The organism is Arthrobacter sp. JUb119, assembly GCF_024807995.1.
GTDB lineage: Bacteria > Actinomycetota > Actinomycetes > Actinomycetales > Micrococcaceae > Glutamicibacter.
The window spans coordinates 169467-195561 of record NZ_JANUFE010000004.1 but is presented as its reverse complement, the minus strand read 5'-3'; the positions used below and the strand labels follow the sequence as shown (position 1 = coordinate 195561).

24 protein-coding genes and 1 tRNA gene are annotated in these 26095 nt (G+C 58.9%); 16 read left to right on the top strand and 9 right to left on the bottom strand.

Annotated elements, in window-relative coordinates:
- Positions 1–51 precede the first annotated feature (51 nt).
- Entirely contained in the window at positions 52–1329 is a 1278-nt protein-coding gene (locus M2368_RS12350; RefSeq protein ID WP_332504462.1) for an NAD(P)/FAD-dependent oxidoreductase, read from the bottom strand.
- A gap of 323 nt (positions 1330–1652) precedes the next feature.
- Between M2368_RS12350 and M2368_RS12345 the strand changes: the two genes are divergently transcribed.
- A complete protein-coding gene (locus M2368_RS12345; protein WP_105658607.1) occupies positions 1653–2858 on the top strand; it encodes a hypothetical protein in 1206 nt (401 codons plus the stop codon).
- Positions 2859–3485: 627 nt separating this feature from the next.
- Here M2368_RS12345 and M2368_RS12340 read toward each other — a convergent pair.
- Entirely contained in the window at positions 3486–4670 is a 1185-nt protein-coding gene (locus tag M2368_RS12340; protein WP_332487388.1) for a sensor histidine kinase, read from the bottom strand.
- Positions 4671–4983: 313 nt separating this feature from the next.
- On the opposite strand from M2368_RS12340, the gene M2368_RS12335 reads away from it, so the two are divergent.
- The 7 genes from M2368_RS12335 (at position 4984) to M2368_RS12305 (ending at position 11559) form a co-directional block, all read left to right on the top strand.
- Positions 4984–5658 (top strand): response regulator, encoded by a 675-nt coding sequence (locus M2368_RS12335; protein WP_105658609.1) that lies wholly within the window; start codon positions 4984–4986, stop codon positions 5656–5658.
- A gap of 129 nt (positions 5659–5787) precedes the next feature.
- Positions 5788–8346, top strand: coding sequence for an ATP-dependent Clp protease ATP-binding subunit (locus M2368_RS12330; protein WP_105658610.1), 2559 nt, complete (start codon positions 5788–5790; stop codon positions 8344–8346).
- Positions 8347–8496: 150 nt separating this feature from the next.
- Positions 8497–8853: a VOC family protein gene (locus tag M2368_RS12325; RefSeq protein WP_105658611.1), complete on the top strand. Its 357-nt coding sequence runs from the start codon at positions 8497–8499 to the stop codon at positions 8851–8853.
- Positions 8854–8857: 4 nt separating this feature from the next.
- Positions 8858–9445 carry a hypothetical protein gene (locus tag M2368_RS12320; protein ID WP_146112328.1) on the top strand — a complete coding sequence of 196 codons (588 nt, stop codon included), beginning with the start codon at positions 8858–8860 and terminating at the stop codon, positions 9443–9445.
- Between the two features lie 9 nt (positions 9446–9454).
- Positions 9455–9871 carry a GNAT family N-acetyltransferase gene (locus M2368_RS12315; RefSeq protein ID WP_105658613.1) on the top strand — a complete coding sequence of 139 codons (417 nt, stop codon included), beginning with the start codon at positions 9455–9457 and terminating at the stop codon, positions 9869–9871.
- A 252-nt stretch (positions 9872–10123) separates the two neighbouring features.
- Entirely contained in the window at positions 10124–10843 is a 720-nt protein-coding gene (locus tag M2368_RS12310) for a hypothetical protein (RefSeq protein WP_286134343.1), read from the top strand.
- Between the two features lie 53 nt (positions 10844–10896).
- Positions 10897–11559, top strand: coding sequence for an alpha/beta hydrolase family protein (locus M2368_RS12305; RefSeq protein WP_105658615.1), 663 nt, complete (start codon positions 10897–10899; stop codon positions 11557–11559).
- Positions 11560–11569: 10 nt separating this feature from the next.
- Here M2368_RS12305 and M2368_RS12300 read toward each other — a convergent pair whose 3' ends face one another.
- The gene (locus tag M2368_RS12300; RefSeq protein WP_181148926.1) at positions 11570–13033 is read right to left on the bottom strand and encodes a helix-turn-helix transcriptional regulator; all 1464 of its coding nucleotides are present in this window, start codon (positions 13031–13033) and stop codon (positions 11570–11572) included.
- A gap of 237 nt (positions 13034–13270) precedes the next feature.
- Between M2368_RS12300 and M2368_RS12295 the strand changes: the two genes are divergently transcribed.
- The 5 genes from M2368_RS12295 to M2368_RS12275 all read left to right on the top strand — a co-directional run bounded on the left by M2368_RS12295 (position 13271) and on the right by M2368_RS12275 (position 19259).
- Positions 13271–13891: a nucleoside/nucleotide kinase family protein gene (locus tag M2368_RS12295; RefSeq protein WP_105662415.1), complete on the top strand. Its 621-nt coding sequence runs from the start codon at positions 13271–13273 to the stop codon at positions 13889–13891.
- A 9-nt stretch (positions 13892–13900) separates the two neighbouring features.
- Positions 13901–14503: a HutD family protein gene (locus tag M2368_RS12290; protein ID WP_105662414.1), complete on the top strand. Its 603-nt coding sequence runs from the start codon at positions 13901–13903 to the stop codon at positions 14501–14503.
- Between the two features lie 527 nt (positions 14504–15030).
- Positions 15031–16344: an isocitrate lyase gene (gene aceA, locus M2368_RS12285; protein ID WP_105659180.1), complete on the top strand. Its 1314-nt coding sequence runs from the start codon at positions 15031–15033 to the stop codon at positions 16342–16344.
- Between the two features lie 81 nt (positions 16345–16425).
- Positions 16426–18063 (top strand): malate synthase A, encoded by a 1638-nt coding sequence (gene aceB / locus M2368_RS12280; RefSeq protein WP_498724542.1) that lies wholly within the window; start codon positions 16426–16428, stop codon positions 18061–18063.
- Between the two features lie 131 nt (positions 18064–18194).
- On the top strand, positions 18195–19259 hold the full coding sequence (locus M2368_RS12275) for an alpha/beta hydrolase (protein WP_498724541.1): 1065 nt from the start codon (positions 18195–18197) through the stop codon (positions 19257–19259).
- 6 nt (positions 19260–19265) lie between these two features.
- Here M2368_RS12275 and M2368_RS12270 read toward each other — a convergent pair whose 3' ends face one another.
- Positions 19266–19832, bottom strand: a complete 567-nt coding sequence (locus tag M2368_RS12270; RefSeq protein ID WP_105659183.1) for a histidine phosphatase family protein — start codon at positions 19830–19832, stop codon at positions 19266–19268.
- A gap of 186 nt (positions 19833–20018) precedes the next feature.
- Here M2368_RS12270 and M2368_RS12265 point away from each other — a divergent pair, with 186 nt between their 5' ends.
- Positions 20019–21425: an amino acid permease gene (locus tag M2368_RS12265; RefSeq protein ID WP_105659184.1), complete on the top strand. Its 1407-nt coding sequence runs from the start codon at positions 20019–20021 to the stop codon at positions 21423–21425.
- A gap of 108 nt (positions 21426–21533) precedes the next feature.
- Here M2368_RS12265 and M2368_RS12260 read toward each other — a convergent pair whose 3' ends face one another.
- On the bottom strand, positions 21534–22256 hold the full coding sequence (locus tag M2368_RS12260) for a YoaK family protein (RefSeq protein ID WP_332730634.1): 723 nt from the start codon (positions 22254–22256) through the stop codon (positions 21534–21536).
- Positions 22257–22378: 122 nt separating this feature from the next.
- On the opposite strand from M2368_RS12260, the gene M2368_RS12255 reads away from it, so the two are divergent.
- Positions 22379–23068, top strand: a complete 690-nt coding sequence (locus M2368_RS12255) for a DsbA family oxidoreductase (protein ID WP_332594871.1) — start codon at positions 22379–22381, stop codon at positions 23066–23068.
- A 4-nt stretch (positions 23069–23072) separates the two neighbouring features.
- Here M2368_RS12255 and M2368_RS12250 read toward each other — a convergent pair whose 3' ends face one another.
- Both M2368_RS12250 and M2368_RS12245 read right to left on the bottom strand, forming a co-directional pair.
- Positions 23073–23696 (bottom strand): LytR C-terminal domain-containing protein, encoded by a 624-nt coding sequence (locus tag M2368_RS12250; protein ID WP_105659187.1) that lies wholly within the window; start codon positions 23694–23696, stop codon positions 23073–23075.
- 78 nt (positions 23697–23774) lie between these two features.
- Positions 23775–24077, bottom strand: a complete 303-nt coding sequence (locus tag M2368_RS12245; RefSeq protein WP_105659188.1) for a type II toxin-antitoxin system VapB family antitoxin — start codon at positions 24075–24077, stop codon at positions 23775–23777.
- Positions 24078–24350: 273 nt separating this feature from the next.
- On the opposite strand from M2368_RS12245, the gene M2368_RS12240 reads away from it, so the two are divergent.
- Entirely contained in the window at positions 24351–25391 is a 1041-nt protein-coding gene (locus M2368_RS12240; RefSeq protein WP_105659189.1) for an isopenicillin N synthase family dioxygenase, read from the top strand.
- A gap of 106 nt (positions 25392–25497) precedes the next feature.
- Here M2368_RS12240 and M2368_RS12235 read toward each other — a convergent pair whose 3' ends face one another.
- Both M2368_RS12235 and M2368_RS12230 read right to left on the bottom strand, forming a co-directional pair.
- Positions 25498–25863 (bottom strand): VOC family protein, encoded by a 366-nt coding sequence (locus M2368_RS12235; RefSeq protein WP_105659190.1) that lies wholly within the window; start codon positions 25861–25863, stop codon positions 25498–25500.
- A gap of 133 nt (positions 25864–25996) precedes the next feature.
- A tRNA-Ser gene (locus M2368_RS12230) sits at positions 25997–26081 on the bottom strand.
- Positions 26082–26095 lie beyond the last annotated feature (14 nt).

Sequence of the window (26095 nt, the reverse complement as noted above, 5' to 3'; positions counted from 1 at the left end):
ATGCACCGCAAGCCGGTTGTTTTATTTCGTTCCGGGTGTGGACCGAAACGCTTAGAACCCCTTGCGCAAGGGGTTGAAGTGCCGGGCGATGCCTGGAACCTGCTGGCCAGCAATCTGGGCAGCCAGGATCTTGCCAGTCAGCGGTCCCAGCGCAACGCCCCACATGCCGTGGCCGCCGCCAACCGACACGCGCGAGGATCCGGTCTGGCCAATGAGTGGCATGCCGTCCGCGGTGCATGGGCGTCCACCCACCCATTCTTCTTTGCGGTTCTCCCAGTTAATCCCCTGGTAGACCGGGGTCGCAGCGGCAACGATGGCCTCAATGCGCTTCGGCTCCAGCTTGTGGTTGGCGTCGCGGAATTCCATGGTGCCGGCGATGCGGAAACGATCGCCCAGCGGGGTGCAGGCAACGCGCTGGGTCGGGAAGTAGATCGGGTGCGTTGGCATGTGTTCCGGCTCCACGGTGAACGAGTAGCCGCGGCCTGCCTGAACCACAACGTTCACACCGAACTTGCTGGCCATGTCGGTCATCCAAGCACCGGTAGCCAGCACCACGTGATCCGCGGTGATTGAACGGCCTTCGGAACCGATGACGGTGACCGAGCCGCGATTGTCGCGCACATCGGTGACGTTGAAGGCTCCGATGATGTCGCCGCCGCGGGCGATGACGGATTCGGCCAGTGAATCCATGAACTTCGGCGGGTTGATGTAGCGCTGGTTCTTGATGGCTACGCCCGCAGCGACCTTATTGGACAGGGTCGGCTCGATGCCGCGCAACTCGTCGCCGGTGAGCAATTCGTAATCAACTTCGCCGCCGGTCTTCTCGATCATCTCGAATTCATGCAGCAGCGCATCGCGGTCGCTGAGCGAGGTGAATCCGGTCAAGAATGGATTTGCCGGCTTGGTCGGCTCCTGCACGCCCGGCCCTGCCGAAGTCGCCTGCGCGATTTCGTCGAAGGCATCCAAACCGGTTGCGCCGATTTCCGAGTAGACCCGCATGGCTTCTTCCCACTTCTTCGGGGTCGAGTGCCAGGCAAAACCGATCAGGAAGCGGAGCAACTTGGCATCGGCCTTCAGCGGAATGTACAGCGGGGATGCCGGGTCGAGCATCATCTTCAGGCCGTTCTTGAAAATTGCAGGCTCCGCGATGGGCAGGGTCAGGGCCGGGGTCAACCAGCCGGCGTTACCCCAAGAGGAACCGGACGCGATGCCGCCGCGATCCACGACGGTGACCTTAATGCCCGTTTCCTGCAGGTACCAAGCGGTCGACAGGCCAACAAAGCCAGCGCCTACAACAACGACATGATCTGGCACGCCTACTCCAGCCATGATCCACTCTCCTAGCATTTCGACGGCCTCTCCACACGAGCCCGCATGTCTTCACTGTCGCGCGATCCCCAGGGAAAATCAACGCGTCCTGACGATTCGACGGTGAGCGCCACCACACCGGCAGGAGGTTCGTGTTTCTTGCGGTAAATGATTGCCTATTCCGAACTTTCAACAAGTACTTCCTCCCGTACGGGCACTTTCCCCAGAGGCTGCATCACTATCGCCCATCGGGAACTTCTCCCCCAGCGCGTCCTGCGTAGACTGGAGAGAAGCGAATTACCAATCCCGCCGATCAGCCATTTCTAAGGAACTGCACCACACTCATGGCCTCACGTAAACCAGCCAAGAAGAAGCCTGCCCAGGGTCATCCAGCCCGCCGTTCCGGCGCCAGCAGCGTGCCTTTTGAATCCGAAGTGCGCCAAGCTCTTCAGCCGTTCAAGTCCTCGCTCTTCCGCCACTTCCACGAAGAGGGCCAGGCAGCCAGCGAGACCCGCGCAGCGCTCGAAGGGCTCACTACCCTGCTGACCGTGCATGCCCAGTTGCGCCAGAGCGTTGACGTCAAAACCCTGGATCCGACGATTCTGGGTGAACAGCTGGGCCACTTGACGTCGCTGGGCAAGGAAGTTTCGGAAGCCAGCGCTGCGATCCTCAAGCATTACCTGACTTTCCTGGGCACGACCGCTAATTTCGGCGGAAGCGTGGATGACTTCAAGCAGACTTTCGAATTCCTCTCCCGCATGGCTGGCGATTCACCCATCGTGGCACCCTATCTCGAAGATGATGAGGCCAACGGCAGCCTCGAAGCGATGCCCTTCGTTTTTGCGGCTCGCGAGTTGATCAGCTGGGTTGGCGAAGGCAAGCCGACCACCCCAGCTGGCGTACTCACCGGCGATACGCTGCAGGATGCGGCCAGCGCGCTGGGCCTGTTCGTCAAGGTCGATGAATCCGCCGGCGTTCCAGAGGATGCCCAATGGGAGCCGGAAGACGGCACTGCCGTTTCTTCGCTGGCCGACGTTCCACGCCTATCGGCATACTGGGACGCCCTGATCGGCACGGCCATGCTGCGCTACCAGGAACCGAACGCAACCCCAACCGAGTCGCTCAGCGATGCGCTGCTGGCATCCAGCGGACAAGGCGCCCGCTTGGTCAAGGAGCTGATTGCAGAGGTTCTCTACTCGCACATCCTGATCAACACCTTGGAGCAGCCGGGCAAGGCGCAGATCGCCGAGATGGTGGCCGGCGTGTTGAGCAATGCCGCATCATCGACACCGCCACGTGCCGAGTTCGCGTTGCAAGTTCCGACCGAAGATGACCTTCCCGCCGAGCAGCATCACCTGATTGCCAGCCTTGAGGAGGTTGTCCCCCAGGTCGAGTCCCTGCTGCGCGTCTTCGAGCGCGAAGGCCTTGTCGAGATTAATGACGAGATCACGATTCCTGTGGTCTTGCGCTCTTCACTGGAACGAGCGCTGGCCAAGGTTTCTGATCATGTTTTGAAAGACACCCAAGAGGCAGAGGCTTCCGAGGCTTAACCACCAGCAACGGCAAAGGGTGCGAGAACTAATTCGAGTTCTCGCACCCTTTGCCGTTGCTTCATCGATTAGGAGCTGCGCGTGGCCAGCTCGGCGTCGTGCCATAGCAGGCGATCGAACCATGGGCCCCGCTTGGTTCGCCGGCCTTCACGGCCAAAGAATCTGCGGTTGCTTCTGCGTTGATCGCAGCATCTGCCGTCTTGCTATCAAAGCCGCCCTTAGGCTCCACGGCCAGGCCTTATTGTTGCCAAACAACCGTATCTGCCTGGGTACTCATGCGCTCTCGCTTCCCAGACAGGAAATGCTCTCCATAGGCGCAAAACCCCGCCACGCAGGCCCATTCCGACCTGAGGTGTGAGGCAGAACGCAGAAACACGGGCTGGGTTTAAGTTATAAAAGGTACGTTGCATTACTGACAGACAACGGCGTGCGATGGGGGCACAGCGCCGATGAAAGATCAGTCCGTTTACGCAATGCAACGTACCTTTTAATCACCCTCGGATCCTTAGTGATGCCACTCGCAAAACACCACCAAGTACCTTCCCGGTGATCGGTCTTCACCGATACATGTCTAACTTATCGCGTCCTGCGAAAATCCGAAATCATACTTTAGTAGGAGGGTAGGGGTCAGAACGGGATGCTTGCGCGCAGTGCCCAAACACCGTTTTCGGAACTGGTTGCAAACTTTCCACCAAATGCACGCATCCTGTCACCCATGCCAATCAGGCCTGTCCCGCCTTCGGGCAACCCACTCGCCTTCTTGTCGAAATTCCCCATCTGATTAGTAATTTCCAGGATGCCCTCTGCCCCTTGGACCGTGAGTTCGAAGGTGCACTTCCCGCCCAAGGCACCGTGCTTTATCACATTTGTTGTACCTTCTTGCATGACCCGATAAATCGCAGTCTGTGCAGAACGGGGCAATTCGGAAATTTTCTCGTCAGTGGTGGAGCTCACCTCGAAATTTGCCTCTTTTAGCCTCTGAACGAAAAGTTCTGCACCCTGAAGCGCGTAAACAGTAGTAGCGGCCGGCTTATCAATGCCCTGGGACGAGGGATCTGCCATGGTCCCATCAGCCCTCAGGACATTGAGCATCAGGCGTAAATCGTGCAAAGTCTCAGTACTCAGTTTGGCGATGACATCCAGAGCTTCGAGGGCCTTCTGACCATCGTTTGCGAACTTCGCGGCCTTCGACTGCATGGCCACGACCGTGATGTCATGCGCGACAATATCGTGCAGATCCCGGGCAATGTTCTTTCGCTCCCGGTCGACAGCAAGACGAGTCTGCTCTTTGACCGTATGCATTTGCCGAAGAGCGAGCTCGTTCTTCTCGCGCAGCAAGTAAATATTCCTCGTTAAGAAGAACGCCATCGCCGTCAACGGGGCAATCCCGACAAGCAGAACCGCGTCTTGCCCGGACTGGATGCCGAACTGCACCATCCACGCTGCGGACAAGGTTAGGAATAAGGCCCTAACGCTCATGGCACTGGCCGTAGCTGCCAGCGCCGAAAAAATCATGAATGAAACGACAGTCCAGAAGAACAAGGCGCCGTCCGTGAGGAAGAAATAGGCAACTGCCACAAACAATCCGACGGATACGGCAACCCAGCGAAGACCAAGCGCAAGAATTGCGCACAGTCCTACGCCGAGCAACGCGCCTCGAACCGAAATATCCGACGAACCACTAAATCCGTCTTCCAGCAGAGTCACGAACTCGCTACTGGAAACCGCGATCAGAACCGCAAAACCAGTCCAAACAATGACACCCCGACCAGCGAAGAGCTTGGTCAGGGTGTCCTTTAGTCGTCCATTCATATGCCGAATAATTCCCGGCTCAGATGATCAAGTCAAATAAACCGCGTTATGGGCAGGCGACGCCGTAGCGTTTGCAGAACCACTCCGAGAAGGCTGAGCCAAAGCCAGCAGGAGTAGCAACGTTGCCACTGCTGGAGGCTGGAGAGCTCGCGGCAGATGCAGGAGCTGCCACGGCGGTCAATGGTGCCAGAACTAATGCTGCTACGGCCAGCATTTTCAAACCCTTCATAACAAACTCCACATCAGATCAACTTATATACTTTCAGGTGAACAGGCCAACATGAGGCCACCCGCATCGAATCAGAGGAATCAGATGGAACAAATAAAGGTCCTTATTGTCGATGATGAACCTCTAATTCGGCATGCGTTGGGCACAATCCTAGCAACAGACCCCGGAATTGTAACGGTTAATTCTGTTGAAAATGGGCAGGCCGCCGTCGAGTATTGCAGCGGCAATCAAGTGGACGTTGTGCTCATGGATTTGCAGATGCCGATAATGGACGGGGTTAGCGCTACTAAAGCAATCAAATCTGCCGAAGACAGCCCCTCCGTGCTTGCCATTACCGCCTTTTCTTCTGACGACTACCTGGTTCCGGTACTGACCGCTGGGGCCAGCGGATACTTGGTAAAAGACTCTGAACCAGATGAAATTATTCATGCGATCCATGCCGTTCACCAAGGAACTGCAGCCATTTCCCCGTCGGTTTCTTCTGATCTAGTTTCTGCGGTTCGCGAAGCTTACCGGGATAATTCCCAAGACATTCAAGAACTGGCCTATGACTTGGGAATTACCAATCGGGAATTCGAGATTCTAAAACTGCTCGCACGCGGGCTAAACAATACCGAGATTTCAAGAACTCTGACTATTTCCGAAACTACGGTTAAAACCCATATGGCGAAGATTTTCGTTAAGCTGAATGTTCGCGATCGGGTCCAGGCCCTGGTTGCGGCCGCGCGTATGGGCCTTATCGAAATCCCCAAAGACTAGCGCCTGCTTTCCAGCTATTAGTGTGAAGTCAACCTCTTTGACACCTTGCCCGGCTGGTTCGGGAATATCTGCGCGCCATATGCGTTGAACATGAGCATAGACCGCTCAAGTTTCTATTAGGAGGCTCACTTGCCAGCATTTTTCGGCGCACCGTCAGATGGCTCGTTTGAGGAATTCCTCTCTCGATTCCTGTCTTCACGTGCTCAGGCAGCACGTCCCATCGACCTCACGCGCCTGCTTTCCGCCCGCACCCACGAAGCGGTAGCCACCGCGGCAGCGATTTCCCAGGAGCATGGCCACGACGAGATTGATTCCCTGCACCTCCTGATGGCTCTGCTGCGCACCGAACCAGTCGGCGAGCACCTGACCGCCATGGGTATCGACATCGAGGCTTTGAGTGCAGATGCCATCGCGCGCATGCCCAAGTCCCAGGAGAAGGGCGAGAAGCCATCCCACCTATCGTCGGCAGCTCAGCGCAGCCTCTTTGACGCCTATCAGGTTGCTCGTAACTACGGTTCGACCTACATCGACCCTGATCATCTTTTCCTGGCCTTCGTTTTCAACCCGGAATCTCCGGTCAGCCAGCTCCTGGCGCAGCACGGCATCACCGGCCAGTCCTTGCAGCAAGCCGCCATGGAGCAGGCCCAGCGTGGCCAAAACGATGCCCAGAACCAGTCCGATTCCGAGTCCGACGTGTCCATGCTCGAACGCTACGGAACCGATCTGACCCTACTGGCCTCCGACGGCCAGATTGATCCGGTGATCGGACGCAAGGAGGAACTGGATCAGGTTATTGAAATCCTGGCCCGTCGCACCAAGAACAACCCTGTGCTGATTGGCGAGGCCGGCGTGGGCAAGACCGCCATTGCCGAAGGCCTGGCCCGCGCCATCATCGATGACCAGGTACCAGCCCAACTGCGCAATGCGGCCTTGATCTCCATTGATCTTCCGGGCATGCTCGCCGGAACCCGCTACCGCGGAGATTTCGAGCAGCGGCTCACCGGCCTGCTCGACGAGGTAGCCGCAGCCGAGGGGCAGGTGCTGATATTCATCGATGAGATGCATCTGCTGGTCGGTGCAGGCTCTGGCGAGTCCGGCAATATGGACGCCGCAAATATCCTCAAGCCGCGTTTGGCGCGTGGCGAGCTGCACATGATCGGCGCCACTACGCTCGATGAGTTCCGCAAGGTGGAGAAGGACAGCGCGCTGGCTCGGCGCTTCGGCAAGGTTACTGTCGCCGAGCCGTCGGAGGAAACTGCACTGGCCATTTTGGACGGCCTGCGCGAATCCTACGAGGATCACCACCAGGTGCAGTACACCCCCGAAGCGCTCAAGGCCGCGGTGACGCTCTCTGCCCGCTACCTGAACGACCGCCAGCTTCCTGACAAGGCCATCGACTTGATCGATATCGCCGGTGCCCGGCGGTCCATCGCTGCCGGAGATGCCGAGGATGTGCAGTCCCTGCGTGCCGAATTGGTAGACGCCGAGCGTGAGAAGTCACGCGCTATCGGCGAGGAACGATTCGAAGAAGCTGGCGCATGGCGTGACCACATCGTGGAGATGACCGCGCGCATCAAGGCTGCTGAGGAGGCCGGCGATGCAGGGGTCACCCGGGTAGTGGATGAGAAGCAGATTTCGGAAGTGATCTCCCGATCCACCGGCATCCCCACCTCGCGCATCTCGGGAGATGACAAGGCACGCTTGGCTTCGCTGGAAGATTCCCTGCATGCTTCGGTCATCGGCCAGCACGATGCCGTTGCCGCTGTGGCACGCGCCGTGCGTCGCAACCGTACCGGAATGTCGCCAGCAGGTCGCCCCATCGGCTCGTTCCTTTTCCTGGGTCCCACCGGCGTCGGAAAGACCGAACTGGCCAAGGCTCTGGCTGCAAACCTCTTCGGTTCGGCCGAATCGCTGGTTCGCGTCGATATGAGCGAATACGGTGAGAAGCACACCGTGGCGCGCCTGATCGGAGCACCTCCGGGGTACATCGGCCATGACGAGCCCGGCCAGCTGACCGAGAAGATCCGCCGCAACCCGTATTCGGTCGTGCTGCTCGATGAAATCGAGAAGGCCCACCCGGACGTGTTCAACGTGCTGCTGCAGGTACTCGATGACGGCCGGTTGACCGACTCAGCCGGGCGCACTGTCGATTTCTCCAACACGCTGATCCTGATGACCAGCAACCTCGGCGGCGAGTACTTGGCCAACAAGGCCGGAAACTTCGGTTTCACCTCCGCCAATGCCACCAGTGAGGCTGGAGAAATCCGGGCCAAGGTCATGGGCAAGGTACGCGAGTTCATGCGCCCAGAGTTCCTGAACCGGCTGGACGAGGTACTGCTGTTCTCCAAGCTCTCGCAGTCCGAGATTGGCCAGATCGTCAAGCTGGTCATCGCCGAGACCGAAGCTCGCTTGGTGGACCAGGAGCTGAAACTGGAGGTGAGCGACGCTGCCGTACAGTGGCTGGCAAACGAAGGCTACGACCCCGAGTTCGGTGCTCGCCCGCTGCGCCGGCTGGTACAGCGGAAGGTACAGGATGCCATTGCCGACCTGCTGATCAGTGATTCGCTTGCCGCTGGTGACACCGTTTCGGTGGACTACGCCGCTGGCATGCTGAAGGTGCAGAAGAAAGTCGAGATGCCGACTCCACCTGCTCACAACGAGCACGCGCCAAACTACTTCGATAGCTAGGCCGGCATAGCCCATAAAGGGGCTTGCTCGGTCGGGACTTCCGTCCCGGCCAAGCAAGCCCCTTTTCTTCACTTAGAAAGTGCGCTAGTCAGCGGCAGAAATGCAGTCAACCTCTAGCTAAGCAGGAAGACTCCCGGTACCTTTGACTGCATGGCGAACATTGGAATGATCACCCTTGATGCCCTTGACGAGAAAGCTGCCTCGGCTTGGTGGAGGGCTGTTCTGGGCGGGAAATATCTGGGCCAGTACCCGGGGTTCACCATGATCAGCGTCCCTGGCTTCAGCGCTCGGTTGGGGTTCCAAAAAGTTGATGAGATCACTGCCGGCAAGAACCGGGTTCATCTCGACTTGGAAGCAAGCACCAGCCGCGAGCAGGAAGTCACCCGTTGCATGGCTGCTGGCGCAACACGCGTTGAGGACCACACCGAAGATCCCACTTTTGGCTGGACCATTATGCGCGATCCTTACGGAATCGTCTTTTGCATTTCCGACCCACACGAGGACTGAGGACATGTCGCTGTTCGCCAGGAAATCATCGGAGGCTTCGACTCACCGGGTGCAGATCCATTTTGCCCAGCCGATGACCGAACGCCTGCGCAAAGATCATGAGGCGGGCCTGCTCGATACATTGTTGCCCAAATACAAGTCTTCCGGAACCATCATCAGCGCCAAGACCACATTGGACGCGGCTGAGGAGCCGATCTCCAGCGACATTAACCTTGAAGTGGCCACCCCCGAACCGAAGAAGCTGTTTTCCGAATTGCTCTCTTCGCTCATCGATGGAGGACTGGGGCATGGTTCCTGGCTGATTATTGATGGACAACGCACCGAAGTAGGCGGCAGCGAGTACGTTTTGCTTCGAACCAGGCTTGGGGCCGAATCGGAATCGGATCTGGAGCCAACAGTCAGGGCCCTGCAGCATGCATTGGGTGACGGCGAAATCGGATGGCATGAGGATGTCTACTACCGGCATGATGGCCCGGTGTTCGTTTACAACGGCGACTCCGCCCAAGCCATCATCCACACATTGGAAACAGAACTGGTGAAGCATCCGTTGCTGGGCAACGCAGAGATCCTTTCGGTTTCCCCGCAACAGTAAAAGGACTCGATGGAACTCTCCACCACTAAGGTGCCTTCCGAGGAACAAATACTCTCGCTCTACAACGCGGTGGGCTGGAGCGCCTATACAGACAACCCAGACGTACTATTTGAGGGCCTGAAGAATTCAGCATGCGTAATCTACGCCTACGACGTAGACCACCAGTTAATCGGCCTTGTGCGCGTGGTCTCGGATAATGCCACCATCTGCTACGTCCAGGACATCCTGGTGCGTCCATCTACGCATCGCACCGGCGTAGGCCGTGCTTTGTTCTCTGCCGTACTAGTGAAATATGAGCATGTGCGTCAGCTGGTCCTGATCACCGATGATGAACCCGGGCAACGTGCCTTCTACGAATCCATGGGGCTCACGGAAGCGTCGGATTTCCGTCCCGGTGCGATCCGGACCTTTGCCAAATTCTCGTAACACCTCTCCCTTCGCTGCCTGGCCTGTATAGACTGACCATTCATCGATAATGAGGAGTTATTCTTGCGCACCCGTTCGGTCATTGCCCTGTCATCGTTGGCTTTGCTTCTAGCAGGGTGCAATGCAGCTCCCGAACAAGCAGCGCCAGCCGATTCGACGGCGGCTTCCGTCGCTGGCTCCACTCCGGCGGCACAGCCCGCGGCCGAAACCGGTGAACCCGGTGAAACCGCCCCCGAGCCTGGACCCGCGGAGTTGGACGCCAACGCCAATTCGGGACAGGCCTGGGCAGATTCCAAAATTGAGATGTGGAAAGAAAACTCTGGCATCAAATCCACCAAAGGCTTCTTGTATCCCTACAACCTAATGACTTCTTGGGAATCTCCAGCACCTGGTGCCATCAATATCTTCTTGGATAACAGCATGAAGTTTGGAACCCAGATGCGGGAAAGCTACGAAACCAACGAGGATGAGCTGCGCATGATGGGCCGAATCATGTTCGAAAGCGTAGGCGAGGCCTCGCCGGAATTGGAATCTGTCACCTTCGCTACTGAAGACGGCAATAACTCAGGAACTTTCACCCGGGCTCGTACTGGTGCCGATCCCGAGGACCGCAAAGCCTGGGCCACGGAAAAGTACACGCAGTGGCTGTCCGCCATGAACGATACCTACAAATCCCTATGCGGCGCTGAAATCACTGAGCTGGAAATCTACCGCACATGCCTGCCCGCTGACCCCCACGCCTACGTTGAGAAAGTCGAGTCGCCTGCGCTTGGCGAACTCGTCGTCACCCTCGCAGACGGTCCATGGATCGACGGCGAATACGACATGCCCGCATCGATCTTCGTCTCGGGAAATATGATGCTCAAGATCAACGAGCGTGCGGCAACCGGCGAAAAAGTTGAAAAGCTGACGGTACTGGCCAGAAATGGCGATGACACCGATACGGCACTCCGCAAGGACTGGGAAATGTAGTTCATTTCCTTTCATGATCAGTTGATGGGCCCTCAGCCCCTAGGGTGGTACCTATGACCCAAGAACTCTCCATTCCATACGAAGACCTGGAACTCAGCGCGCTCTGGGACCGAGCAAAGGCGGCGAAGGCCGTCATCGTGCTCGCACACGGTTCAGGTGCTGGAAAGGATCATGACTTCATGGCCGGCTTTGCGCTAGCCGCTGCGAATCTGGGTGCCAGCGTCCTGCGTTTTAATTTCCCCTACATGGATGCTGGAAAGAAGTTTCCCGACAAAGCGCCAGCTGCGGTCGCAGTGTGGCACCAGGTCCGCCGTTGGGTTGAAGAACACTTGGCTGAAGGCCTGCCAATCTTCACGGCAGGAAAGTCCTTTGGCGGGCGCATCGCTTCCCTGTCAGTTGCCGAGGGCATGCCCTCGGCAGGGTTGATCTTCCTGGGGTACCCGTTGCACGCGCCTAAGAAGGAAGAGAAGCTACGCGATGAGCATCTCTACCCGATTGCGGTGCCGATGCTTTTCCTCGAAGGCACCCGAGATCCCTTTGCCAACCCCGAAAAGATGGAAGAAGTCGCCAGCAAGCTGAACGAGCACAGCGAACTTTCCTGGTTCGAAGGTGGCAACCATTCCTTCAAGGTAGCCCGCTCCGGCCGCACCGTTGCCCAGGATGGCGCGTGGCTGGCGGAAACTGCTCTTGCCTTCATCTCCAAGCACATCGCATAGTCCAACGGTCCTAGTCCACCTGCTTTTCCAGGAATCGGTAGACCTCGGTTTCATCTACTCCGGGAAAGGCTCCGGTTGGCATGGCCGCCAGCAAGTGGGTATTGGCGCGCGTAGCCGGCCACGCATTGCCGAACCACTGGCTGGATAGGTCAGCAGGTGGACGGCGGCAGCAGTTCTCGTCCGGGCAGGTGGATTGGCAGCGCTCCTTGGTATCCCGCCCGCGGAACCACTTCACATGCTCAAAAGGCACGCCAATGGACAAGGAATACAGTCCCGAGGAATGGCGCTCGGTGCGCGCCGTGCACCAGAAGGTCCCATTGACGGTATCGGTGTACTGCTCGAAGGAACGGAACTTATCCATCTGCTCGAAGACCACGCGACTTGTCCAATACCGGCAAATGGTTTGTCCTTCAATGGCACCGGTGTGATCGGCTGGAAAGTTCACTCGGTCATTCTCATAAGCCTTGTGCAAGATGCCCGATTCGTGGACCTTCTGGAAGTGGCAGGTCATCCCCAGATGCTCGGTGGCAAGGTTGGTGAACCGGTGGGCTGCGGACTCATAGGACACGGCGAAAGCATCGCGCAGATCCTCGATGGCCAACTCACGGTTGTTCTTAGCTCGCCGCAAGTAGTCCACCGTGGACTTTTCCGGCATCATCAACGCCGCGGCAAAGTAGTTGGTCGCGACCCTCTGCGAGAGGAAATCGAAATAATCGGTTGGAGTCCTATGACCCAATACGTGATGCCCTAGCGCCTGCAGCAACACCGAACGAGGATCATGTTCCGAGCGGTTCGCCTGCGTCAGATAGATACGCTTGTTCTTCTGGTCAGTCACCGAACGCGTGGAATGCGGAAGATTGCCCACAAAGCGCAGGCTGAATCCCAGATGCTCGGCGATATCTGCTGCACGATGATGCGAGAGCGGCCCTGAATCGTGGCCAACTGCAGAGAGGACTTTGGCGGCTTCCTGCTCGATATCCTTGTAGTAGTTGTTGCGTTGGCGCATCTCATGGCGCAACGCGGTATTGGCCCGACGGGCTTCTTCAGGGGTCGCGGCCTGCTCGTTCAGGCGGCGTTCCAATTCATGCTGCAGTCCCACCAGGGATTCCAGGACGTCCATGGGCAGACGCGTGCCAACACGAACGGTAGGCAATCCCAAGGACTCGTACAGTGGACCGCGTTGGGCACGTTCCAATTCGATCTCCAAAGCAGCACGGCGCGATGGCGGTTCGGTGCCCAGCAGATCGTCGACGCCAACCCCCATGGCTCCAGCCAGGGACTTAAGCAGCGATAGCTTCGGTTCGCGCTTGCCGTTTTCAATCAGCGACAACTGGCTCGGCGCGGTGTCAACGAGCGCCGAGACATCATCCAAGGTCAGTTGCTTGCCCTTGCGCAGAAAGCGGATTCTGCGGCCGAGAGCAATGGCGTCGAGTTCTGTATCTTCGCTGCCAGCGCCATTGCCGGCTGAGTTCACTGAGCGATTCCATGTGGTTGCAGTCACATGACAAGGTTATGCCAAGGATCGTGAAAATTTCTAGATCTTCCGGATTCAACCCGTAATTCAATCGCCCAGCAGTGACGCGGAAGCAAATATTCACGGTTCTTTCCTTGCTTCCCCGGCGAGCTACTCTCAACAAATGCACAGCCTTTCTGCGGAATCTTCAGCGAAGCGCAAACGTTGAAACTACAAAGAGATCCAGCAAGGAGCACCATGCACGCAGTCTCCACCCGCCCCCTACCGGCCCCGCGCCATGCCCACGATCCACCCCGGACTTTGGTCATCGTCGGCACCGATGGCGCAGGCAAAAGCACCACTATTGAAGCTTTAGTACAGCAGCTGCGCAACGATCGCATTCAGGCTCGTAGGCTCGCAAACGTCGCCGCGCGGAGCTGGCTTACCAAATTCTCTCGCGCCCTGGGAATGACGTTCCCGACTTTCACCCAGGATTTCTTCGAAACTTCCATTCGCAGCTTCAATGTTGCCCGCAATATGCTTTTCGCGGCCCGCTCTCCCGGACTCAGCGTGATGGACCGGCACCTGTATTGCCAATTAGTGCTGCGGCGCTTACGTGGCCATCCTCCGGGACTGCTTCTCCCCTGGCTTGCGGCGAAAAGTACCGAGCACGCGAGAATTGTCCTGCTCGACATCGACCCCATCCTTGCCTTTGAGCGGATCAATTCCCGTGGCAAAGACGACGAAAGCATGGAGTATCTCAGGGACAGTCGAAATGAGTATCTGCGTCTTGCGCAAGTGCACGGTTGGATAACTCTTGATGCCTCGCTGCCCACATCCCAGCTGGTTGAACAACTTCGCTTGGTCATCGGCAAGTAGACTCGTCCCATGAGCGAAGCACAAGCATCTTTTGCACCGGGTTCCATTCTCGAATTGGCGCAAAGCACCAAGAAGCAATGGGAGCTAGGGCAGGTCCGGCTCATTGCGAGCGGCATTCTGGCGCAGGACGGAACGTTGTGGTCCAGCGAACTGCGGGAATCAACCTGGCAACTGTCGATTCGCTCTATCGAGAAATCTGCAGCCTTCACTCCGTCGCCTTCGGCTCAAGTCTTCACGTTGATCGCCGGCGATTTCGTGCAGCTGGATGTAGACGGGCAAGAGCACGGATTGGAACCGCTGCGCCCGTTGAAATTCGAAACGAGAAATTCTGTCCAGGCGAGCCAGCCCGCCGAAGAACTGCTCATCGTGCACGTGGCCGCCATTCCAGAGCAGGTACGACCCACCGTTCGCATTGTCGAGCTGTCCAAAAAGCGCGAGCAATACCTCTTTGATGGGCAACTGGGCCTTTTGGTCCAGGGCTCCGCCAAGCTCTTGCTCGGCGACAGCGAACAGTCGCTGAACCTGCGTGACACCGTCGTTGGCTCTGACGCCGGTGAACCACGCATCTCCGGCCGCGGTTTCATGGCTGTGGTTTCTTTCGACCAGCCCTAGCCCGTTCCGGCTCAATCAGCCATGGTCGCAAGATCCATAAATCTTCGCACTCAGAAACTGCACTGCCGGCCAAGAATATCGGCCATAGCGACAAGTCCAGGCCCCCATCTGGCAAAAGCCAGCTACCAGTCCAGACTCTGATACTTCACGTTTCCTGGCCCGATACACAACGCCTGCCGTGGCGAATCAGCACCTGCGGTTTCCATAAAATCCCAGATCATCAGTGATTCGCCGATTCTCGCAGACCCCGGAATCGGTCTGCTTTGGCTTCGCCCTTATCTAGGCTTGCTGTTAAATTTTACTCTTCTTCGCTAGGGATTGATTCAATATCGGCAGATTTCCATGCCTTGACTCACATTCAGCGCAAGAAGCGATAAATTTCCATTTTTGTGAAGAAGTGAAAATCTTAATTCAAAAAACCTCTGTTGAAGCCCTCGCACCTGCGGAAAAGTAGTTGTCACGAAGAAGTTCACAAGATCACCTTCCGATCGACATGAACCCGCAGCTTGTGCGAAGGAGCCGAAGCAATGACTACTGAAAACACCAACGAAACCTCGATCGACAACCGCATCGCAGCCATCGAGAGCGACTGGGAAAACAACCCCCGCTGGAACGGCGTAACCCGCGACTACAGCGCTGCCGACGTCGTGAAGCTCCAGGGCCGGGTCCAGGAAGAGCACACCTTGGCCAAACGCGGATCCGAGAAGCTGTGGAAGCAGCTCACCGAGGAAACCCCCACCGGCGGCTACACCAACGCGTTGGGCGCACTGACCGGCAACCAGGCAGTGCAGCAAGTCAAGGCCGGCCTTCGAGCCATCTATCTTTCGGGCTGGCAGGTAGCAGCGGATGCCAACCTTTCAGGCCAGACCTACCCGGACCAGTCGCTGTACCCGGCCAATTCGGTTCCCCAGGTCGTGCGCCGCATCAACAACGCATTGCAGCGTGCAGACCAGATCGAGTTCTCCGAAGGCATCCAGACCGTCGAAGACTGGATGGTCCCCATCGTCGCTGATGCAGAAGCCGGCTTCGGCGGCCCGCTGAACGCCTACGAACTGATGAAGTCCATGATCACCGCTGGCGCATCGGGCGTCCACTGGGAAGACCAGCTGGCCAGCGAAAAGAAGTGCGGCCACCTCGGCGGCAAGGTGCTGATCCCGACCCAGCAGCACATCCGCACCCTGAACGCGGCCCGCCTGGCCGCCGACGTGGCTGGCACCCCTTCCGTAGTTATCGCCCGCACCGACGCTGAAGCGGCAACGCTGATCACCTCGGATGTCGATGAACGCGATCAGCAGTTCATCACCGGCGAGCGCACCCCGGAGGGCTTTTACAAGGTCACCAACGGCATCGAGCCATGCATCGCCCGGGCCAAGGCCTACGCACCGTACTCGGACCTGATCTGGATGGAAACCGGCACCCCTGACCTGGAGCTGGCCCGCAAGTTCGCCGAAGCGGTCAAAAAGGACTTCCCGGACCAGATGCTTTCCTACAACTGCTCGCCGTCGTTCAACTGGAAGAAGCACCTGGACGATGCGACCATCGCGAAGTTCCAGCGCGAACTAGGCGCCATGGGCTTCAGCTTCCAGTTCATCACCCTGGCCGGATTCCACGCATTGAACCACTCGATGTTCGACCTGGCCTCCGGCTACGCGAAGGACGGCATGAGCGCCTACGTCGAATTGCAGGAACGCGAATTCGCTTCCGAGGCCGCCGGCTACACCGCCACCAGGCACCAGCGCGAAGTCGGCACCGGCTACTTCGATGCGATCTCCACGGCGCTGAACCCTAACGCCTCAACCCTGGCCTTGGTGGGATCCACCGAAGAAGGCCAATTCCATTAGACCCTGATGGGTCGATGGTGCTAGCCGGCAAAGGCGCCGGCTAGCACCAGCACCATTTCCAAGATTTTTAAGGACGCTGCCATGAACTCCCCCATCACCCTGAACAACATCACCATTACCGCTATCCCCGTTCGCTACCAGGAGCAGATCCTGACCAGCGAGGCCCTGGACTTCCTTTCGGCCCTGCACACCGCATTCGAACCGCGCCGTGCCGAGTTGATGCAGCGCCGCCAGGTCAACCGGGCGCGCATTGCCAATGGCCGCGATCCGAAGTTCCTGGACGAGACCCGCGCTATTCGCGAAGACGATTCATGGCAGGTCGCCCCGATCGCTCCGGGGCTGGAAGATCGCCGGGTGGAAATCACTGGCCCGATCGAACGCAAGATGGCTATCAATGCGCTGAATTCCGGGGCCAAGGTCTGGCTGGCCGACATGGAGGATGCTTCCTCGCCAACCTGGCAGAACGTCATCAAGAACCAGGTCAACCTGATCCGGGTGCTGGATCAGGACCTGGACTTCACCGCGCCGGATGGCCGCGAGTACAAGCTGAACAGCTACGATCTGCAGCAGCTGCCAACCATCGTGGTTCGTCCCCGCGGCTGGCACCTGCCGGAGAAGCACCTGCTGGTTGCCGGCACCCCGATGTCCGGTGCGCTGGTGGACTTCGGACTGCACTTCTTCCACAACGCCAAGCGCCTGCTGGCAGCCGGACGCGGCCCGTACTACTACCTGCCGAAGCTGGAGAACCATCTGGAAGCACGGTTGTGGAACGACGTGTTCAACATGGCCCAGGATCTGATGGATATCGAGCGCGGCACTATCCGTGCCACCGTGCTGATCGAGACCATCACCGCCGCATTCGAGATGGAAGAGATCCTCTACGAGCTGCGCGAGCATTCCTCGGGGCTCAATGCTGGCCGCTGGGATTACATCTTCTCGATTATCAAGAACTTCCGTTCCCGCGGACCGCGCTTCGTCTTCCCGGATCGCGACACCGTGACCATGACCGCCCCGTTCATGCGGGCCTACACCGAGCAGCTGGTGCGTGCCTGCCACCGCCGCGGGGCTTCGGCCATCGGCGGGATGAGCGCATTCGTTCCCAACCGCAAGGACGCCTCGATCAACGAGCTGGCGTTCGGCAAGGTCCGCGAGGACAAGGCCCGCGAAGCAGCTGATGGCTTCGACGGCTCCTGGGTTGCCCATCCCGACCTGGTTTCGGTTGCCCGGGAGGTGTACGACGAGGTGCTCGGCGAGAACCCCAACCAGTTGCAGCGCACCCGCGAAGATGTCGAGGTTTCCGGCCCGGCCCTGCTGAACATCGAGAGTGTCACCGGCAAGATCACCGAACGCGGCATCCGCGACAACATCGAGATCGGCATCCGCTACATCGAGTCCTGGCTGCGCGGCAACGGTGCTGTGGCGCTGCGCAACCTGATGGAAGATGCTGCTACCGCCGAGATCTCCCGTTCGCAGCTGTGGCAGTGGATCCACCAGTCGGCGATCACCGATGAGGGCGAGATCATCACCCGTCGCTGGGTCCAGGAACTGGCCGAGGAGACCATGGAGAGCTTGGAGCGCTTCGAGGGCGATCGCTTCGAGGAAGCCGTGGAAATCTTCGAAGCTTGCGCCCTGCGCGATGACTTCCCGACCTTCCTGACCAAGAACGCCTACCTGCGCTACCTGGATGCGCCAGCCCGAACCCTGGAAATGGCAGGTTAGGCAGTACCCGAGACCCGGCCGATAGAAAACAGTCGTCCCTGAACGTCGGCCACGCAAAGCGGCATTCATCCGTTGGTAACCAGTCCAGCGGGTGGATGCCGTTTTGCGTGTGCGGTGGCTAGGCTGTAGCCATGGCTTTCCAGTTCAAGAACCCGGCCGAGGACCTGTGGCAGCCCGATCTGCTGGGCGAGGATTTCTCGCAACGGCCGCTGCCGATGTCGGACGGTTCGACCGCGACGTTGATCAGGCACCGTCCGCGCAGAACGCTGCGCCTGCCGCCGCCATTGCGCGGGATCGCGGTGCTTTATGTGCATGGCTGGTCGGACTACTTCTTCCAAAAAGAGCTCGCCGAGTTCCTCAGCGAAGCCGGAGCGGATTTCTACGCACTGGACCTGCGCCATTATGGACGGAACTTGCCGGTAGACCAGGCCACCGAAGTCGCCGAGCACAGAAGCCCGGGCTTCACCACCGATCTGGAGGAGTACTTCGAGGAATTCGACGCGGCCCACCGCATCATTTCCAGCGCGCATCCGGGCACCCGCTTTGTCCTGCTCGCCCACTCCACTGGCGGGCTCAGCGCTTCTCTGTATGCGGCAGCCAACCCGCAGAAAGTTGATGCGCTGGCGCTGAACAGCCCGTGGCTGGAATTCCAGGCCAGCGAGATCGGGCGCACCGCCTTGGCGAGGATCGTCCAGGCGGCCAGCAGCCGCAACCCCCACCGCTTCTTGCCGACGGTGGATCCAGGGTTCTACACCCGCACGGTCTCAAGCCAGTTTTCCGGCGAATGGGATTACGATCTGGGTTGGCGCCCGGTCAACGGCTTCAAGCTCACCGCGGGTTTCATCTCTGCAGTCTTCAATGCGCAAGCCAAGGTGAAGAAGGGGCTGGATCTCCAGATGCCCACCCTGGTGATGCTTTCGGCGGAAGACTATTTGCTGCCACGCTGGCACGACACCGCCACCCGCGCCGACGTGGCCTTGAATGTGCAGGTCGTCGCCCAGCGCAGCATCGACCTAGGCCGGGAACTGCATTTGGTGCGCCTGCCCGGCGCGCTGCACGACGTGTTCCTCTCCTCGCCAAAGATCCGCTCCAAGGCCTACATGGCGTTGGGCTCATGGCTTGCGGTCGTCAAGAACCGGCAGCGTGATTCGCTGGTGGCCTCCAGCATCCGCCGGATTGTTCCTTCCGGCATCTAGTGCGGCTTAGCCCGCGACCTTGCTGGGCACCTGGTCATTGACCAGTTCCAGCTGCCAATCGCCGGGCTCATTGCCGATGATGGCAACCGAGCCATTGCGGATGGTGTCCAGCTTGTAGCCGGCGAAGTGCGAGAGCGTGTAGCGGATAATGGTGCCGTGGCAGATTACCGCGACGTTCTTGCCCGGGTAGTCTGCTGCAATCTGGTTGATTGCGCGCAGGCCACGGTCAACTACAGATTCCAGTGGTTCAATTCCGCCACCGTTCTTGTCCGGCCATAGCGCCAGCGCTTCGGCCTCAACCATGCCCTCGCCCTGGGCGTAGTCGCGCTCGATCAGCAGGTCGTAGCTAGGACCCAGTTCCAGTCCCAGACCGTCGGCGATGATCTGTGCCGTCTCGCGTGCACGAGAGAGCGGCGAGGAAACGATAGCGTCCCATTGGCCGCCGTCCAGCACCGAGACAGCCTCGCGGGCTTGGGCTCGCCCGGTGTCGTTCAGGGGGATGTCGCTGGAACCCTGCAAGCGGCCTTCGAGGTTCCATTGCGTCTGTCCGTGGCGGACGAATCCTAGTTTCATATGCCCATTCTCCCACCCGGCAGGTGGCCAACAGCAACCGCTGGTGGCCAAGCTCACGATGGATCTGCAACACTTAAGCGCGTCATGGCTGCCTGGAGCGCATAGGATTTTCACGGCTGTGCCCTGCCTTTGGCGCGGGCCCGTCCCCATCGAACGCACCCCTTATAGGATCCGAGCATTACTATCGTGAACGAAATAAAGGCGTCTCTCGCCCGCGGGCTGACTGCCCGCCACATCCGCTTCATGGCCCTCGGCTCAGCTATCGGAACGGGCCTTTTCTACGGCTCCTCTTCTGCTATCCAGGCTGCTGGCCCTGCCGTCCTCTTCGCATACATGATTGGCGGCGCTGCCGTCTTCATCGTCATGCGTGCCATGGGCGAGATGGCTGTCAAGCATCCGGTTTCCGGATCCTTCGCTCACTACGCTTCGCGCTACCTGGGCCGCTTCGCCGGCTTCGTCACCGGCTGGACTTTTGCCTTTGAAATGGCCATTGTCGCGATCGCCGATGTGACCGCGTTCGGCATCTACATGGGCTTCTGGTTCCCGCAGGTGGCGCAGTGGATCTGGGTGCTGGCGGTCGTCCTGCTGATCGCTTCGATCAACCTGATGAAGGTCAAGGTCTTCGGTGAAACCGAATTCTGGCTGGCTATCATCAAGGTGACCGCAATTATCGCCATGATCATTGGCGGCGCCGCCCTGATCATCTTCGGCTTCAACGCCCCTGAGACCGAAACCGCAACCGGCATCGCTACCCTGATGAGCGCTGGCACCCTGTTCCCCAACGGCTTCGTGGGCCTGCTGCTCTCGTTCTCCGTCGTGATGTTCGCCTTCGGCGGCATCGAAACCATCGGCATCACCGCTGGTGAAGCAGCTGATCCTGCCAAGTCGGTTCCAGCCGCCATCAATACCGTGCCATGGCGCATCCTGCTCTTCTACGTAGCTTCGCTGGCCGTAGTCATGATGCTCTTTGACTGGCGCCAGATCGACGGCTCAGCTTCGCCATTCGTGCAGATTTTCGACGGCCTGGGCATCCCGGCCGCCGCCCACGTGCTCAACGCCGTGGTGATCACCGCAGCCGTTTCGGCGATCAACGCCGATACTTTTGGGGCTGGCCGCATGCTCTACGCCATGTCCGAGATCGGCCATGCTCCGAAGTCCTTTGGCCGCATCTCGCGTAACGGCGTGCCGTGGATGACCGTGGTCATCATGGCCATTGTGCTGCTGGTCGGCGTGGTGCTCAACGCCCTGCTCCCGGAGTCGCTGTTCACCATCATCGCTTCCATCGCTACCTTCGCCACCGTCTGGGTGTGGATCATGATTCTGACTTCGTACCTGGCCATGCGACGCAAGGAAGCCGCGGCGGGCCGCGGACCGGCCGTCGCCCGTGAATACGCTGTGCCCGGCGGCACCGTTGCCGTATGGATCGCCTTGGCCTTCATGGTCTTCGTTGTCGTGCTCTTGGCCCTGAGCCCGACGACGCGTGTAGCCCTGTACACCGGAATCGCATGGCTCGTGCTTCTGGCCGTGCTCTTCAAGCTGCTGGTACGCCCAGCGGCGCCAATCAAGCAGGACAGCGACTCCTTGCTGAGTTAGCCACCGCACAATAAAACAGGACAGCGACTCCTTGCTGAGTTAGCCACCGCGCAATAAAATATGCCTGGTTTCGCATAAAGCGAAGCCAGGCATATTTTTTATGTCTTTCTACTTGATCCCGGTGGAGGTTCCGGCCTGAGGCCCCGAGGGCGGCTCCAGGCCATGGGGTGTGCGCAGCTCCTGGAACAACGCCAGGCTGGCCCACGCGAGCATGCCGCCTGCGACGATCCACAAGCTGCCGAGCCCCAGCCGCAGGTAGGCCAAGACGCCACCCAGGGAACCCATGGTGATCATCAGCCAAAGCACTGCGTAGCGCATCCATAGCATCCGGTAGCCGCCTCGGTCCGACCCGGTGGCCAACCCGATGATTGCTCCACCGAGTGCCTGCCCGAGCTTGACCAACGTGCCGGTCATATACGTCAGGCCCAGGGAAACCTCTCCCGAACGAGTGTAGGAAACATTGACCACGCCCATCGCGGCGGCCAGCAGCAGAGCCGTCAGCTGCGGCAAGAAATTCCCGGAGATGGCCGCAGCGAGCAGCAGTGCCGCACTGGAATACATGGCCACTGGCCGGCGCAGCCTATCGAGCCGGAAGGTAACCAGCGTTGCGAGGATGACACCTGCGACAAAGCAGCCCACCAAGGACATCGCCATCGCCCATCCGGCAAGGTCCCCTGTCATCAGCGCCACGGAGGAACGCGTGGAGTTTCCCGACATGAAGGAGAGGAAGTAGCCGCCGAAGTGCACGAATCCGACGCCATCAACAAAGCCTGCCATCGCCGTAATCGTTCCGGCGAAGAGGATTCCGCGCCATCGAAGGTTCTTTGCCACTTGCCCTGCTTTCTCTCGCCATCAGCACCATCCGGTTTCCGTAGGAGCCCTGCCATTATCTCCCCCGAAATCAGCAGCTGCGAATAAGGAATGCCCGGTGAGCAAAAGTTGTTACCTCAAGCATGAGCGAAAATACGGCTGTCCAGTCCCCGGAAGACAAGCGCATCCGCGTGGATATCTTCTCCGATATTGCCTGCCCTTGGTGCTTCATCGGCAAGCGCCGCTTTGAGCGGGGTGTCGAGGCGTTCGAATACTCCCAGAACGTGGATGTCTACTGGCACTCGTACCAGCTGGACCCGAGCCTGCCTGAGAACTATGACGGCAGCGAGGCCGAATACCTCTCCCAGATGAAGGGGCTGGGCCAGGAACAGGTCGCCCAAATGCTTGACCATGTCACCGCCCAGGCTGCCGCCGAAGGATTGAACTACGACTTCGCCAACTTGAAGGTCGCTAATTCCTTCACTGCACTACGCGTACTGGAATACGCCAAGAAGCATGGTGCCGGAAACGAGATGAAGGAAGCGCTGCTTTCTGCCCACTTCGAGAAGGGCCTGAACACCGGAGACCTAGAAACGCTGCTCGAACTGGCCGGAACGCTGGGGCTGGATACCGGGGAACTGCGTGCGAAGCTCTCGTCCGGATCCTACGTTGAGGAAGTCAACGCAGATATCGTCCAGGCACGCGAGCTGGGCATCAGCGGTGTTCCTTTCTTCATCATTGATGGAAAGTACGGCATTTCCGGCGCCCAGCCAGCCGAGGTCTTCGCAAATGCGCTGGCCCAAGTGCATTCCGGAGATGTGCAGACCCCGTAGCCAGCTATTTGCTGCAGACCAGCTTGCCTTCAGAAGTATCGAGCTTGCGTTCTTTTTCCAGGCCGTCGAACTTCTCCCCCAGCGCCAGGTCCACCCGGCTGCCCCACTTCTTTTCGTCGTAGATGAAAACGATGCCGGGGATCTGGCGCTGCACGGTGAAAGCCTGGGCATAGCCATCAGGCCCGGCAATGACCGCGCCAGCGGTTTCTGAGAGCGACTTCCACCCGGAAGTCAGCGACGAAATCTTGAAGCCGCGCTTTTCCAGTGCCTCGGCAGTGTCACCCGCAAGACCCGAAATATCGGTCGTGTTCAGCACGCGTATTTCGACATCTGAAGGTTTTTGGTACTTGAAATCGATGGCCGGGCACTTGGGGTTTTCGATTTTCGTCTCGCTTGGCTTCGGGCTCGCAACGGCGGCAGGCTCGCCACCCAACTTCAGCGTTCCATTGAAAACGAGTACGGCGCCGGCCAAAACCGCGATCACCAGCAGGGCCATCACGGAGAAAACAATGTTCTGGCGTTTGCGGGCACGCCGCTTAGCCTGGCCGTCCGAGCTGAAACTTAATTCTTGCTCGTCGACAATATGCGCACCGTGCCATTGCCCCGGGTCATCGCGATCACGCATCATTCCACCTTGCTCTGGTCAGCCTTCGGCAGCTGCTGGCCTGAAGGCGACGTCATCGTCATCCTCGTGGCGCTAGCTTATCTAACTAGCGTCCAGATCCAATATGCGTGCGTGTATTACCGAGCGATGATGAAGCGCCGAGCGCAGCGCGCGGTGCATCCCATCCTCCAGATACAACACGCCCCGATAGCGCACTACATGCGGGAACAAGTCGCCATAGAAGGTGGAATCTTCAGAGAGCAATGTTTCAAGATCCAAGGTGGCTTTGGTGGTGACCAAGTCAGCTAGTTTCACTTGCTGCGGGGGAAGTCCGCTCCAATCACGCGCCGAAGAATAGCCGTGGTCCGGGTATGGACGGCCTTCACCTACCGCTCGAAAAATCACTATTCAAGCATACGGACAAACTCTCCAGACCCACAGACCTGCAGATCAGGCGCTAGTTGGCAGGCCGCAGGAAGGCCACTTCCCGAGACGGCGCCGATTGATCCGGGTGGCAGCCGGACTCGCCGCGCAGTTGCCGGGCGAATGCTACACGCGAATGCGAATAATCAGACACGCAATGCGAAAAAGCAAGGATTGTTACGCCAAGGGAAACTTGGAGGAACCGGGCGTAACTTTAGCTGGTAACAATCGCGTCATAAGGTGCACTCTGGGTTTATGAACAACGTAGTCACCGAGATCCCACTGCTCGATATTTCTACCGCACGCAATGCTGACGGCTCCTTCAACAAGGATTTCGTTGCCGCGATTCGCGACGCCGCACACCGCGTCGGCTTCTTCCAGATCGTCGGATACAGCGCATATGCCGGGCAGGACCAGGAACTGCTCGACACCATCGCAGAATTCTTCCAGAAGCCCGTTGAGCAGAAAATCAAGCTCGATAACCGCAATAGCGCCCAGTTCCGCGGCTACACCCGGATGGGCACCGAAATCACCCGCGGCCGCGCCGATGCCCGCGAACAGATCGACTACGGACCGGAACGCGAGACGTTGGCGGTCGTTCCCGAGGACAAGCCGTACTTGAACCTGCAGGGCCCGAACCAGTTCCCTGCCGATTTCCCCCAGCTCGAAGAGCGCGCCATGGCGTGGGCCGAGCTGATGAACAAAACCGGCCACGAGCTGCTTTCGGCCATCGCTGTGGGGCTGGGCTTGCCCGAAGGCCACTTCGACGAGCCATTCGCCAACACCCCGTCATGGATGGGCAAGTTGGTGCACTACGTTTCGGGCGACGTCGTACCAGAGTCGGGCAACCAGGGCGTTGGCCTGCACGCCGACTACGGCTTCGTCACCCTGCTGCTGCAGGACCAGGTTGGAGGGCTGCAGGTGCAACCCTACGGCCAGGAAGAGTGGATCGAGGTGCCGCCGACCCCGGGTGCATTGGTAGTGAACCTCGGGGAGATGCTCGAAGTCGCGACCAACGGCTACCTGATGGCCACCATCCACCGCGTCATTGCGCCACCAGCTGGCGTTGACCGCTACTCGGTGCCGTTCTTCTACTCCCCTCGACTGGATGCAGTGATCGACAAGGTCGAACTGCCAGCCGAGCTGGCTGCCGAAGCTCGCGGCGTCTCCGATGATCCGGAAAACCCAATGCTGGCTTCCTACGGTGCCAACGTGCTCAAGGGATGGCTGCGAGCCCACCCGCAGACCGCGGCCATCCACTACCCAGAGCTGGCCAAGGGGCGCAAAAGCGCCTAGGCCGTGAGCTTCTGCAGGGATCAGGAGCTGCACACGCAAAACCTGTTGGCGTCGAGCTGGTGAGAGATTACCGGCCCGGCGCCAATAGGCATTTAAAGCGCCTCGCTTATTCGACGCCGGAAAGCACGCAGAATTCGTTGCCTTCAGGATCAGCCATCACGATCCAGCTCTCGTCCTCCCGCTGGCCCACATCGGCGTAGCTGGCCCCCAAAGAGATCAGGCGATCAGCTTCTTCTTGCTGCTGGGCGTTTTGAGGACGCAGGTCCAGATGGAGGCGATTCTTGATGCTCTTGGTTTCGGGCACTTGCGCGAACGTCAATTTCAGCCCGCCCGGGCCTTGGGATTTGGACCCAATACTGACCAAGCCGGCTTCTTCTTCCAATACGTCATAATTCAGCGCTTCGCACCAGAACCTCGCCACCAGCATCGGGTTCGCGCAGTCGACGGCGATTTCGCTCAATACACTTGCCATAGTCTTACCTTGCCGAAAGATTGCTGAACAGTTGCCACGGATACTACCCGCCAGGTTCTGGCAATGCCGGTAAGCGCAAAAAAATAATGTCCCGGCTCATCGTTTTCACGATGAGCCGGGACATTACATTCGGCGGAGGATAGGGGATTTGAACCCCTGAGGGCGTTAACCCAACACGCGTTCCAGGCGTGCGCCATAGGCCGCTAGGCGAATCCTCCTCAGTTTGCTCCGT